Source organism: Simiduia sp. (genome assembly GCF_058345725.1).
This window is the reverse complement of sequence record NZ_JBTUOC010000036.1, coordinates 1-12839: the sequence shown is the minus strand read 5'-3', so window position 1 is coordinate 12839 and position 12839 is coordinate 1. Positions and strand designations below refer to the sequence as shown.

At 55.5% G+C, this 12839-nt stretch carries 11 protein-coding genes; 1 reads left to right on the top strand and 10 read right to left on the bottom strand.

Annotated elements, in window-relative coordinates:
- Nucleotides 1-83: 83 nt before the first annotated feature.
- A complete protein-coding gene (locus ACW8F6_RS09055; RefSeq protein WP_491575538.1) occupies nucleotides 84-491 on the top strand; it encodes an ExbD/TolR family protein in 408 nt (135 codons plus the stop codon).
- Between the two features lie 35 nt (nucleotides 492-526).
- Here the strand turns inward: ACW8F6_RS09055 and ACW8F6_RS09050 are convergent, their stop codons facing one another.
- The 10 genes from ACW8F6_RS09050 to ACW8F6_RS09005 form a co-directional block, all read right to left on the bottom strand.
- Nucleotides 527-1882, bottom strand: coding sequence for a Do family serine endopeptidase (locus ACW8F6_RS09050; protein ID WP_491575537.1), 1356 nt, complete (start codon nucleotides 1880-1882; stop codon nucleotides 527-529).
- Between the two features lie 61 nt (nucleotides 1883-1943).
- The gene (locus tag ACW8F6_RS09045; protein WP_491575536.1) at nucleotides 1944-2507 is read right to left on the bottom strand and encodes an Hsp20/alpha crystallin family protein; all 564 of its coding nucleotides are present in this window, start codon (nucleotides 2505-2507) and stop codon (nucleotides 1944-1946) included.
- Nucleotides 2508-2598: 91 nt separating this feature from the next.
- The gene (locus ACW8F6_RS09040; RefSeq protein WP_491575535.1) at nucleotides 2599-3069 is read right to left on the bottom strand and encodes an Hsp20 family protein; all 471 of its coding nucleotides are present in this window, start codon (nucleotides 3067-3069) and stop codon (nucleotides 2599-2601) included.
- Nucleotides 3070-3289: 220 nt separating this feature from the next.
- The gene (locus ACW8F6_RS09035) at nucleotides 3290-4264 is read right to left on the bottom strand and encodes a DUF4340 domain-containing protein (RefSeq protein ID WP_491575534.1); all 975 of its coding nucleotides are present in this window, start codon (nucleotides 4262-4264) and stop codon (nucleotides 3290-3292) included.
- 12 nt (nucleotides 4265-4276) lie between these two features.
- Nucleotides 4277-7162, bottom strand: a complete 2886-nt coding sequence (locus ACW8F6_RS09030; RefSeq protein WP_491575533.1) for a Gldg family protein — start codon at nucleotides 7160-7162, stop codon at nucleotides 4277-4279.
- Complete coding sequence (locus ACW8F6_RS09025) at nucleotides 7152-8123, bottom strand: ABC transporter ATP-binding protein (RefSeq protein ID WP_491575532.1); 972 nt, start codon at nucleotides 8121-8123, stop codon at nucleotides 7152-7154. Before ACW8F6_RS09025 ends, ACW8F6_RS09030 begins: the two co-directional genes overlap by 11 nt.
- 270 nt (nucleotides 8124-8393) lie before the next feature.
- Complete coding sequence (locus ACW8F6_RS09020; RefSeq protein ID WP_491575531.1) at nucleotides 8394-9788, bottom strand: sensor domain-containing diguanylate cyclase; 1395 nt, start codon at nucleotides 9786-9788, stop codon at nucleotides 8394-8396.
- Between the two features lie 208 nt (nucleotides 9789-9996).
- Nucleotides 9997-11346 carry a sodium-dependent transporter gene (locus tag ACW8F6_RS09015; RefSeq protein WP_491575530.1) on the bottom strand — a complete coding sequence of 450 codons (1350 nt, stop codon included), beginning with the start codon at nucleotides 11344-11346 and terminating at the stop codon, nucleotides 9997-9999.
- A gap of 155 nt (nucleotides 11347-11501) precedes the next feature.
- Nucleotides 11502-11981, bottom strand: a complete 480-nt coding sequence (gene smpB, locus ACW8F6_RS09010) for an SsrA-binding protein SmpB (protein WP_491575529.1) — start codon at nucleotides 11979-11981, stop codon at nucleotides 11502-11504.
- Nucleotides 11982-12059: 78 nt separating this feature from the next.
- On the bottom strand, nucleotides 12060-12839 hold a 780-nt coding region (locus ACW8F6_RS09005; protein WP_491575528.1), incomplete at its 5' end, for a sodium-dependent transporter.

Here is a 12839-nt window from a genome sequence, read left to right as displayed (position 1 = left end):
GCGCTAATCACGGGGCCTGTACTGCTTTGTAGGTGTGAGTACCGACCAGGTGTGTGGCGCGCGTTTCGCCGGAGGAAAGTTTCTTGTCCAGAAAATACCCAACTGTGGAATCCGAATCTCACATTGATCTGACGCCAATGCTCGACGTTGTATTTATCATGCTGATTTTCTTTGTGGTGACGGCGGCCTTCGTTAAGGAGTCCGTCATCAATACTCAACTACCGCCGCCGAGCACGCCTGATCGCAGCGATGCGCCAGCGATAGTGATAGACGTTAAAGCCAATAACGATATCTGGATGGCCCAGCGCAGGGTGGATGTGAGCGCGGTGCGCGCCAATATTGCGCGTTTGCACGCCGAAAACCCCAAGGCCGGCGTGGTGATTCGCGCCCATGCCAAACCCCATGCGCGGACTTACGTTGCACTTGCAGATGCCGCTCGCCAGGCGCAGGTGTACGATGTTGTTCTGGCACCTTACGCCGAGACGCTCTAGCTAACCTGTATGTAGATATGGTCCTATCTAATGCGCTAGTGCAGTTGCACATAGTAGCTGCGGCCATTGCGCAGAATTTGCAGCAATAGGTGTTGGCGGTTGGTGCGCGCTGCCTCGGCTAAATCCGATAGGGTGCCAATGCGCTGTTTATTGGCGGCAATGATTACATCGCCCGGCCGGAGGCCCCGGTAGGCCGCCAGGGAATTACTGGCCATGGCGGTGATCCAGACGCCGTGATTATCGGCCGTTGGCTCCAGCTGCAGGCCGCGTAACAGCGGATGAATTTTTCCGGCATCTGTGTTGGCCAGCTGTGGCAGTGCCATTTGTGCCTGCAGCGTGAGCCTGCGGCCGTCGCGCAACACCTGTAGCTGGGCGAATTCACCCACGGCCTTGATGGCCAGCTGACTGAGTAGTTGGGCGCTGCTGTGCGTGGGCTCTCCGTCCACGGCCTGAATAATATCGCCTACTTTTAAGCCCGCTTGGTGACCGCTAGAGCGTTGGGGCACCTCGGTAACTAATACGCCTTTTTGCCCCGGTGCCAACTGAAAGGCGTCCCGTAAGTCGGGGCTGATATCTTGTAATTTAATGCCCAGTTCCCCGCGTGTCACTTTGCCGTGTTGCAATATTTGACGCATGCTTGCCATGGCCATTTTTGTGGGGATTGCAAAGCCTATCCCAACGTTGCCACCAGCCGGTGCAATGATGGCGGTATTGATGCCTACCAATTCGCCCGCTAAATTGACTAGCGCCCCGCCCGAGTTGCCAGGATTGATCGAGGCGTCCGTTTGAATAAAATTTTCGTAGCCTTCGATGCCAAGGCCGCTGCGCCCCAGTGCGCTAACAATGCCCGTTGTGACTGTTTGGCCCAGGCCAAAGGGATTGCCTATGGCCACTACAAAATCGCCTACTTCCAGTTTGTGGCGCAGCCGCGTACTCACGGCCACCAGTGCATTGGCGTCAATTTGTAATACAGCAATATCCAAATCCGGATCAGTGCCGCGCAGGGTCGCGGCAAAGCTCCGGCCATCGGCCAGCGATACTTGAATTTGGTCGGCGTCTTTTATGACGTGAAAATTGGTGATGATGATGCCGTACTCGGCATCCACAATAACGCCGGAGCCAGCGCTTTGCTGTCGCTTTCGCTGGCGCTCGGGTTGCTTGGGTACGTTAAAAAAATGCCGAAAAAATGGATCGTTCAGCAGCGGGTTATAGCTGTATTGCTGCGTGGAATAGGTGGCGATGTTGACCACCGCAGGGTTTACCGATTGCAACATAGGCGCCAGCGAGGGAAACGGCTTGCCCTCCGCTGCGGTATTTGGCAGCGCACCCAGGGCTAAGGTTTGCCACAACAGGCCGGCGATTAACGAAAGGTGTGGCAAGCAAAAACGCATAGCAAAACGTCCAATCGGCGATGATGGCTGGGGACCCGGCCGATCACCGGGTCCAGTTGCACTAATGAATAATGGGTATTCGGTTGATACGGTGCGCTTGGTTAGCGCGCCTGGGCAGAATGACCTGGAGATTTCCCTGTGCGAAATGTGCGCTTATGGCCCCAGTGTCGACATCTTGAGGCAAGGGAAAACGGCGGACAAACTGTGCCTGGCGGTAGCTGATGCACTGGCCCAGTTGCAGTGAGTGCGCAGATTCTTGTTGTACGCGCCCACTGACAAGCAGTGTATTGCCCTCCACCTGGACATCGAGATCACCTGCGTCGAAACCGGGAACCGCAAGTGACAGCTGGTAGCGATCTGTACGGCTAGTCAGATCTGTGGTCGCTAACTGTCTCGAGTCCAGCGCACTGGGCGGCGTGGTGGGCCAATGCGCGGTGCCAAACAGCTTGTCGAAGAAGCGGTCAAAAGCACACTGTAGCTCTTCCAGCGGTTGCCAGGCGACGGGCCAAACGGCTTGCTGGTTTGGCGTGTAAGCATCCGGTTGGCCGCTTGCCGCGTGTGGCTTTACGGCCGCTACGTGGTCTCTTTTAAACCAATTGAGTGGGTTCAATCTTTGTAAGTTCATCGCATAACTCCTTCAGGTGTGCTGTGCAAAACAGGCGAGGCTACCGTAAGGGATTAAACGGGCCTGGGCCCTTGCGGCCCAGGCCTCTACATCAGGCAGCTTTTTCCTGCTTGCTGTCGGACTTGTGCTCCAACACATTGCTGTGTTTGTTGATAGCAATGGTCCGGGGTTTCATTGCCTCGGGCACTTCTTTCACCAAGCTGATGGTGAGCAGCCCATTGGTCAGATCCGCGCCCGTTACCTGGACGTAATCAGCTAGATTGAACTTGCGTTCAAAGGCGCGATTGGCAATGCCCTGGTGGAGATATTTGCGATTTTCCTCTTTGGCCTTTTTACCGCGAACGGTTAAAACCCCTTTCTCGACGGTAATATCGAGTTCGCTTTCTTCAAAGCCGGCCACGGCAAGGGTAATACCGTAGTGGTTTTCTTCCAGCTCTTCGATATTGTAAGGCGGATAGCCGGAGGTCACTGCATCGGCGCTCAGTGCGCTGTCGAGCAGCGATGCCAGTCGGTCGAAGCCGATGCTGTTCCGGTAGAGCGGTGTTAAGTCGATTGCATTCATAATATACCCTCACTATAAGCGATACATGTGAAAAACAACGTGTGTAGTCAACAGGCTGTTCAGCCCTGCCGCCTACACTGTGTAGATAGGGTGGCAATAACGAATTTCAAGGTGGGTTGGGGGCAAGCGCGCTAGAAAATTTTGCTAGAAAAATTCGTTACGTTATTTCTTGAGAATATAGAAAAGCCCCGCATTGCGGGGCTCTTGTGTCGAGCAGGGATTAGGAGCGTCCTGCCGAGGGCGCTTCGCCTGACTCAGTCGGCTTACTGCTCAGCGTATCGGTACTCTCCTCGCTATCGTCGGCGGTCTGTTGTACCAATAAATCGGTGACCGCCTCGATATTCAGCCGTCCGTAATCGTAGGCGCTGAGTTCGAACACCCTGCCAATGTCTTCACGCATCACATAGTGGCGCCCTTCGAGTTCAGCGAATTTATAGCGCAAGGGCTCGGCTTTACCCTCCACTTTAACGTCCAAGGTTTTGGGGTTTTCCAACTTGGCGATATCGGCGGGTGCCTGCACGCGCAATTGGCTGATGGCCGTAGCCAGTGCATTAGCTTTACCCGAGTCCAGTGTCAGCTTTTCTGCCGCTTCCGACTGAGTGTCGAGCTGCCAGCGATCCTGCGCTTTTTTGAGTGTGAAGTCGACGCTAGAAATTTCCAACGGCTGGTCGGCGGCCAGCAGTTTTCGATCCAGCCATTGGCTGCTTTCACCGGGAAAGTCGTAGTGGCTTAGCTGTACTGCATACACCGCATCTTCGTTTGCGCGACGCACATGCAATTGACGTAGGCCCGCCGAATCGCCCAGTAGTAGCTCGGTCACTGGCTCGTCGCCCCGATACAGCGTAAGCTGGCGTTCAGCGGCGGCTTCCGTGACGGCAAAGCGCTCGTGGCTGTTGGTCTGTGTGGTGATCGGGTGTTGAGTTTGCTGTTGTTGCAAGCTCGACAGCGCCGTGTCAATTTTGCCAGCGTCGGCTGGCAAGTCATCCAGCATTGGTAATTGCCATCGACCCGCCTTTTTCACCAAAGTCGTGCTCAGCTCACCGTCTTTGATCACAATTTTGTCGATGCTTGCGGCGTCGGCTAGCAAAGGCCTGGGCGCCGCAGTTTCGGCGGGTTGCTGCAGCCAGAATAAGCCTGAGGCTAGGAGTAACTGCAGCACTAGCAGGCCGCTCAGGAGTTGTGGAAACTTTTTCATTTGGCCCTCCTGTCAGTGGGTCAGCAATAGTTGATATGCGCGGGTTTTCGCCCGTTTGCGCTGATGTGCCAGCAAGGCTATAAGCGCCAATGCCAGTGCCGCCAGCAGGTAGTTAGCGTATTCCCACAGCTCCTGGGTGGACTGATCAATGGGCGGCAGTGTGCGGTTGAAGTGGCCGCGCGATCGAATGCTCATGAGGCCCGCATCCTCTAACGACCAGTCGACGGCATTGGCCGCCAATTGCAGGCTGTTGAGGTAGTCGCTCTGGGCTGCGCTGCCTGCCAGTGTGAGAATCTGATCCCTGAGAAAATCGTTAGAGGCAAACAAAATAATCCGCGCAGAGGCCGGTGACTTGTCGATCACGCGGCCGATAACAGGCGCGTCCTCTGTGGAAGCGTCTGATTCGTCGTCAGTGGCGCTGGTGTCGGCGGACTTGTCCTCGAGGAGCGGCGAGGTCTGATCGGCAAAGTAGGAGGTAAACCGTCCTTCGCTCGCGACCCCCAACAGGTGTCGGCCGATGTCCCTTTCCGGTTGCAGCAGGTTCAGGCCCTGGGCATCCAGTTTAGGCATGATGTCCATTGAGTTGGATAGCCCCGCGCTGGCCGAGGAGTGCAGCAACTCGGTGACCTTGCGCTCGGCATTGGCGTCCGCGTCGAGACGAATTGGCGATGCCCAGGCGAGGGTCAATTGTCCCAAAGCGCGCGTCATGGGGTGCGTTTGATTCAGCTCCTCTGCCCGCAGATCGGGAAAGTAGGGGTAGTCCAACAGGCGCATGTCCTGAATTTGAAAGCCGCCCAAATTGCGCGTGACCGGTACCGGGAATGCGCTGTTTTGCGGGTCGAGCACCAATTGTTTATCGATCGTTAAGCCGTGGTGCGTCAGCCAGTCCTGCAGGCCACTGTCTAGTTCGCGCAAGTTCAGACTCCGGCTGGACAGATTGGCCGAGTAGGGCGACGTGGCGGCAATGACAGTCCCGCCTTGCATCAGGAACTGGTCCACCGCAAACAGCGATTTTTTATCCAGATTCTCCGGTGCCAGTAGCAGCAGCAAGTCGGCCTGACCGCTGACGGTACCGTCGCTGAGATCCTCGCGCTGAATGTTGAGTTCAGCGCCCAGAAATTGCTCGAGCCGGTTAAAGCTTGCGCCCCTGCCGCCATAGGGTGAGGCGTTGGGTGCCACCACCGCCACCGTTTTGGTGAAGCCGGTGGCAAAGCGTTTAATGCCGGCTTCGATATTGCGCTTAAAGCTGTCCTCGCTCAAATCGTCGAGCGGTAGTTGCACCACTTGATCGCCTTGTGCCAGAGTCATGTAATAGTAAAAGGTGTCGCTGCTCAGCAGGCTGGTGGCCATGGGGCGAAAGCCGTAGGTTTCGGCAATGTGTTGTCCCACTGCACCGTCACCCGCCTCTGGATCTTCCACCTTAACCGTTAGTCGCCCATCTGCCTGGCGGCTAAATTCAGCCAGGACTTCGTTCATGGTGGAGCGGAACTCCACCAGTTGGGCGGGCAGTTTTTGATCGGCAGAGATATAGCCGTTAAAGGTCAGCGTGCCTTTTACGGTGTCAAACAAATTGCCGCCCGCCTGGTAGCTGTGCAAAACTTTTTTGATGGCGCGCGTCAGGTCGTGTTCGGGATTGCGTAGCTGCACATTCAGATCGGACTCTGAGCGGGCCTGCACTTCGATCAAGTCGCGAAAGCCCAACACCTGGTGCTCGTCGCCATAGGCCACCAAAATATTGAAGTAGCTGCTGACAATAGACGATTGGTAGCGATCGGCCACTTGAAAAGGCACCGGCTGAATGGCGTATTTTTGGTTGGCCTCTTGCTCGAGTTCCGGTGCCGACAGCGGGTCGATAAATTCAATGCGCACGCGGCCCTGGCCGGCAATTTCGTATTCGCGAATCAAATCGCGCATTTGCGGAACCAGGGGCGCCAGCAGAGGATGAGTTTTGCTACTGAAGTAGCCGCGAATGAGTAGGGGTTCCTGGAGCTGTTGCAGGTAATTGCGGGTGGCGTCGGAAATGGAATACTGCTGACCTTCGGTCACATCCACACGCAGGGCGGTTATTTGCCCAAGCCACAAGTTGGCGCCAAGTGCATTGGCAATCAACAGCCCCGTAACAAAATGCCAGTGCCGGTGTTGTGGCCGACGTCCCTGAGATATCCAACGTTCGCGTTCGAGAACCAGTGTATTCAAGGTTAAAAAGACCGCCACAATACTCAGGTAGTAGTAGAGATCGCGAAAATCGATGACGCCGCGGGTAATGGACTCAAAACGGCTGCCAGTGCCGAGCAGTGTCAGCCAATCGGCGGTGGCATTGCTGAACAGGCCGGTAATGATTGGGCTGCCAATGAGGTAAAAACATCCACACAGTGCCGAGGCGGAAATCAGGCTAACGATGGGGTTGTCGCTGCGTGCAGAAACAAACAGGCCCATGCTGAGGTAGGCCGCGCCCAGCAATAGGGTGGCGAGATAGCCGGCCCACACAGGCCCCCAGTCCAGGTCACCCAGTAACGCCACCGTGACGGGCAGCAGCAGGGTAATCAGTAGGGCAAGCCCCAGTAGGAACAGGCAGCCCAGAAACTTACCGATAACAAAATGCCACAGGGGCACGGCCTGGGTGAGTACGTGTTCGAGCGTGCCCGAGCGTCGCTCCTCACTCCACAAGCGCATGGTGAGCGTTGCGCATAAAAATATCAGCAGCAGTGGCAGCCACTCAAACAGCGGCCGAACGTCGGCGATATTGCGGGCGAAAAAGGCCTCGCCCCAGAAAAATACAAACAGCGTAATGGCGGCAAAACTGCCTAAAAATAAGTAGGCCACTGGCGACGCAAAAAAGAGCGTAATTTCTTTGCGGGCAATGCGTAGCAGCGGTTGACAGGACGCTTTAGGCTGCACGGTTCACCTCCTCTACGTGGTTGGCATTGACGTCTCTGAACAGGCTCTCCAAGTCGCGCTGCTCAGGTTTTAAGCACCATATCTGGTGACCCGACTGCACCAGTTTTTCTGCAATTCGGCCACACAGTGCACGCTGGTTAGCGTTGTGCTGCAGGCTGATCGCATAGCGAAAGGTGGGGCTGGGGTCGCTTTGCTCAGTACCCGTGGCGGCCAGAGCTTCGACCTGGTTGACCTCTGGAACCTGTTGCAGCAGCTCGCGCTGGTCGTGGGGCAAGCTGGTTTCGACCAGAATGCGGTGGCTGTGCTGTAAATCCGACAGTTGCGCATCAACCGCCAGCTTGCCGGCCCGCACCATGAGCACGCGCGAGCAGAGCGCCTCGACTTCCTGCATGATGTGGGTCGATAGTATGACCGTCGCCTCTTGGGCGATATCGCGAATCAGCGCGCGCATCTGCTGGGTTTGCTCAGGGTCCAGGCCGTTGCTGGGCTCGTCCAGAATCAGCAATTTGGGGCGCCCGAGGATCGCTTGGGCAACGCCCACTCGCTGTTTGAAGCCGCGCGACAGGGTGGCGATGGGCGCCGTGAGTTTGGCGCCAACATCGGTCGCTGCAATGGCGCGTTTAATTTCCTCGCGCTTGGCACTGCCGGTCAGCCCTTTCAAATCGGCGGCATAATCCAGGTAGTCTGCCACCAGCATTTCCGGGTAAACCGGCAGGCTCTCCGGCAGGTAGCCGAGTTGCTTCTGAATCTTTTTGGTGTGTTGGGCGAGGCAGCGACCGTCCACCTTAATCGTGCCGGTATCTGGCTCAAGGTAACCGCTGAGCATTTTCATGATGGTGGTTTTACCAGCGCCGTTATGGCCCAGCAGACCAACAATTTCACCCTTTGTTATTGAAAAACTCACCGAGTCTACGGCGCGGTAAGCGCCATAGCATCGGCTTAACTGGCTGACTTCCAGCATAGCGTCCTCCGTTATTGTGGGAAAAACAGTGGGGGGATGAAAAGGGATTGACAGCGCGAAGGCACCCACGCCGGGGTATCGGGAGACAGGACGGCATATCCATCGAAAAAGCCATTGCTAGTTGCTCCAGGGTTGCAGGCGACAGTGCCGGAACAAGGTGTTTCGCGAAAGATGTTGGAAAATTTATGGGCGGCTAGGGGCTTTTCAAGGGGGGGCAAGCAAAATTGCGCACGGAGTTTTTCAGCCATTGTAGGCGGTTCGAAAGGCGTGTCAGTGGGATTCCACGAGCTGATAGCAAATGGCCCGATTGCGGCCCTTTTGTTTGGCCTCGTACAGGGCCAGGTCGGCCTCTTTAAAGGCCTGCGTTAAATTGCTGAAGTTGGCACGCTGATAGAGTGCGTAGCCGATACTGGCGGTAACCCCCGGTGTGTTGCTGGCGGCATCTTCGCTGTGACTGGCCAGGAATTCGCGCAACCGCTCACATAGATCGGTGGCGGCATCGGTTGAGTGTACCAGTATGGCAAAGGCAAATTCCTCGCCGCCGTAGCGCCCGAAGGCGTCTTCAGCGCGGAAATGCTGGTTGAGTAACTCGGCCACGCGCACCAGTACGCGGTCGCCGGCATCGTGTCCCAGGGTATCATTGATGGCTTTGAAGGCATCCAGATCTACGATGCCAATCAGTAGCAGCGATTCGGTGCGCTCCATGCGGGCCACTTGCTGGCGGGCGAGTTTGAGAAAGCAGCGTCGGTTAGGCAGGTTGGTGAGGCTATCGTAAAACGCCTGCTGCTGGAGTTTGTGGTTGCTGGCCTGAAGTTCTTGGGTGCGTTTTTGCACCAGTGTTTCCAGGTCCTGTTTGAGTTTTTTGAGGTCTCGATTGCGCGCTTCTAGCGTGTCTTGGTAATAGGTTGCCTCGGTTACATCCCGCTCTATGGCCGCAAAATGAGTGATTTTGCCAAAGCGATTGCGTAGGGGAATAATATTGAGCTCCAGCCAATAGGGGCGACCGCTTTTACTGTAGTTGAGTATTTTTTCGGTGCAGGGAAGGTGCGCTTCCAGTGCGCTTCGAATCGCGGCCCGGCTTTCTGCGCTGGTGTCCTTACCCTGCAGCAGGCGCGGGGTTTCCCCAATTAACTCTGCTCGGGAATACCCGGTGAGTCTTTCCGCGGCTTTGTTGACGTAGACAATCTTGGGCCCAAAGGGCGCGTTAATGTTTTCCGCCTCCGTCACGATAACGACGTCTTGGGTGTTGTGCAGAATATCTTCAAAGGAAAAGAGGTTGTGCGCGTCGGTGACATCGGTAAAGGTGATGACGATAAACCCGTCGCCTTGCGCACACTTTTCCAGGTAGCCATTAACATTAAACCAGGTGACTTGATCGCTGCCATCAACCAGTCCCAACATTTGGTTTTTGAGTGGTTTGCCCTGCAAATGCACCCGATTGACCGGGTAATCTTCGAGCGCCAACGGGTGGCTGTTTTCGTCCAGAAATTGCCAGCGCGGGTCGTAGGCATCTGAACCGATCAGTTGCTTATAGCTGAGGCGCAGTAACCTGAGCGCCGTGGGATTGGCGTAGGCGACGGTGGTATCCAGGTGATGGATAACCACACCAATGTCGGCATGCTCCAGCAAGGTCGCGAGCGTTATGCCGGTTAAGGGCTGAATCATAGGTAGACGTGTCGCTAAAACCGGTGTTTGGCACGGAAAATTACTCTGCACCCCAGGGCTTCAGTGTAGTCAAAAGTAGTGAGCCAGCGCGTTAAATTAGTGGGAAGGTATGGCTATTTTTAGGTATTTTGTTACTTAAGTGCCGCGCCGTTCTATCAGCGCGGCAGCTTAGGTTGCTTACCTATAAAGGAAGGACTAAACAGCGCGCTTATCGGATGGACTGCCAAAAGGTAAACAGGATCAGCAGTGGGCAGACCACCTTGACGTACAGCGGCCATATTTTCCAAAACAGGCCGTGCTCAATCTCCGGTTGCCCTTGCTTTAACTCCTCCAACAGTGCGTGGCGCTTGAATACCCAGCCACAGTAGAGGCAAATAACCACGCCCAGCAGCGGTTGTGAGTATTTGGTGGTCAGGTCGATTACAAACACAAACAGGGTGTCGAAGTTGAAGATAACCAGCGCACTGACGCTAAAAATGGCGCCGCCTATGCAAAGTGCAGCCACCGGGCGGCGGAGGTTAAAGCGTTCGACGGCCAGGGATACTGGTACTTCGAGCATGCTGATGGAGGAGGTCAGTGCCGCAATGGTCATCAGAGCGAAAAATGCCAGGGCCACGAAATCGCCCGCACCGCCCATGGATTCGAACAAGGGCGGCAGAACCTGGAAGATAATGTCCGAGTCGCCAATCAGGCTGCCGTCGGCATTGGTGATGGTTATGCCGGCCTCTTTGGCGACAAACATGGCGGGCAGAATGAGCAGGCCCGCAATAAATGCAATGCCCACATCCACCACCGTCACAATGGCGCCCAAGCGGGGTAGGCTGTCCTCTTTAGACAGGTAGGAGCCGTACACCAGCATGGTGCCCACGCCCAGCGATAGCGAGAAAAACGCCTGGCCCATGGCGCTGATAATTAGCGATGGCTCCAGCACGCGGCTCATATCGGGCATTAGGTAGACTTTCAGGCCCGCCATGGCACCTGGCTGGGTTAATACGTAGATGATTAGCAGCACCAGTAGACCCACCAGCATGGGCATTAAGCGGCTGGACCACTTTTCGATGCCGTTTTGCACGCCGCTGGAAATAATAAACAGAGTTAGCCCTGCAAAGAGCAAACTGGCAAGTAGATTGCGCTCCACCGACATGGTGGTCAGCCACTGGGTGCTGACATCGTGGCCGGCCAAGTCGGTGACAGAGGCGGCCAGATAACAGATCATCCAACCGGCGACGATGGTGTAAAAGCTCAAGATTAAGCTGGCGGTCAAGACGCCGTAAAAGCCGGTCAAGTGACCCAGGCGCCGCAGTGTTGGATTGCCGCTCAGCCCGCCAAGGGCAGTAACAATGTTAGCGCGGGCGTGGCGACCAATCACCAGTTCTGCCATCAGTGCAGGGTACGCCAGCACAAAAGCCAGTATCAGGTATACCAATACAAAGGCGGCACCGCCATTACTGGCCGTTTGGGTGGGGAAGCCCCAAATATTGCCCAAACCCACGGCGGAGCCTGCGGCGGCCATGATAAATCCAAAACGACTGGTAAATTGACCTCTGGGTGCACTCATGAACGCGTCCAACTATCGATTATTATTGTCAAAGACCGGCGGCATACAGAGCCGGCCATATCAGGCGATTGCCCCTGCTGAGCGAAGGGCGCTGCTAAGTAAAACGTCTGAGCGGGGCATTTCCGCAAGTGAGGGGGGCTCGAATGCAGACCCAATTAGCGGTTGTGGTCGCGTACCAGCCGTTGTTTTTCCCGGTTCCAGTCCCGCTCTTTTTCCACATTGCGCTTGTCGTGCTCAGCCTTACCTTTCGCCAGCGCCACGGCAGCTTTCACCAGGTGATTTTTCCAATAGAGTGCCGTGCACACCACGGTATAACCCTTTTGTTCAACCCCTTGCTGTAAACGTGCTAGCTCTTTGCGGTGCAGTAGCAATTTGCGCTTGCGATTCGGCTCGGCCACATAGTGGGTGGAAACCGATTGAATGGGCGAGATGAGCGCGCCCATCAGCCAGGCTTCGCCGCGGTGAAATTGCACAAAGCTATCCACCAACTGCACTTTACCCGCGCGCAGGCTTTTAACTTCCCAGCCTTGCAGCTCTAAGCCGGCCTCAAACTTTTCGCCCAGGGCATAGTCGAAGCGCGCTTTTTTGTTCTGCGCGATGGTGTTGTCTGCGGGTTTTTTCTTTGCTTTAGCCATAGGGCGGCGATTATATAGAGGACGGTGCTGGAGTGCTACAGGCGGCACCCGGTGGTTTGACCGGGCGCTGCACGCTGCTTAAAAACCGATGCTTGCCAACAGTGACTGGCCAAAAAATTTGATGGCCACGGTGTTGATAAAAATCAGTGCCAGCAATAGAGGGATAAAGGTGCCCAGCGAAAAATTCATATAGCGCTCGAGCATTGAGCCCTTAAAGCCGTCGTCGCCCATTTCGAGCTCCTCATTGAGGTTTGACTTCTTCCAGCGATAGATCACAAACAGGCAAATCAGCAGACCATTGAGGGGCAGAATGGTGTCGTAGAAAATATCGTAAACCACATCAAACAGCGATTTGGGTCCGTTGGCGTAGGTGACGAACTCCGTGAGCCAGCCCACCATGCCGAAGGAGGCGGTACAGGCGACCGTGAATAGAATCATGCCGATATTCAGTATCAACAAAGCCTTTTTACGGCTGTAGCCTTTCTGATCGACCAGGCTGGCTGCGGGTACTTCGATAATCGAAACCAGAGAAGTCAGTGCGGCAAAAAAGACCAGTAAAAAGAATACGCTGGCAACGACGCTCGCCCCCAAGTAACCGATGCTGGCCTGCAGGGCTAAAAATATCTTGGGCAAGAAGGTGAAAATGAGGCTGACGGAGGAGTCGGACAGCTGGCTGGGGTCTGTTTGAGGGTTAAAGCTGAAAATGGCGGGAAGAATCATTAAACCCGCGCAAAAGGCAACGCCGGTATCAGCTAGGGCCACCATTTTAGCCGAGCTGGTGATTGAACTGGCCTTATTCATATAAGAGCCGTAGGTAATCAAGATACCCATGCCCAGGCTCAACGAGAAAAATGCCTG

Excerpts from the sequence above, each read along its gene's own strand:
- ACW8F6_RS09050 (WP_491575537.1), bottom strand. The coding sequence starts at position 1,882 with ATGCGTTTTTGCTTGCCACACCTTTCGTTAATCGCCGGCCTGTTGTGG.
- ACW8F6_RS09045 (WP_491575536.1), bottom strand. The coding sequence starts at position 2,507 with ATGAACTTACAAAGATTGAACCCACTCAATTGGTTTAAAAGAGACCAC.
- ACW8F6_RS09040 (WP_491575535.1), bottom strand. The coding sequence starts at position 3,069 with ATGAATGCAATCGACTTAACACCGCTCTACCGGAACAGCATCGGCTTC.
- ACW8F6_RS09035 (WP_491575534.1), bottom strand. The coding sequence starts at position 4,264 with ATGAAAAAGTTTCCACAACTCCTGAGCGGCCTGCTAGTGCTGCAGTTA.
- ACW8F6_RS09025 (WP_491575532.1), bottom strand. The coding sequence starts at position 8,123 with ATGCTGGAAGTCAGCCAGTTAAGCCGATGCTATGGCGCTTACCGCGCC.
- ACW8F6_RS09020 (WP_491575531.1), bottom strand. The coding sequence starts at position 9,788 with ATGATTCAGCCCTTAACCGGCATAACGCTCGCGACCTTGCTGGAGCAT.
- ACW8F6_RS09015 (WP_491575530.1), bottom strand. The coding sequence starts at position 11,346 with ATGAGTGCACCCAGAGGTCAATTTACCAGTCGTTTTGGATTTATCATG.
- smpB (WP_491575529.1), bottom strand. The coding sequence starts at position 11,981 with ATGGCTAAAGCAAAGAAAAAACCCGCAGACAACACCATCGCGCAGAAC.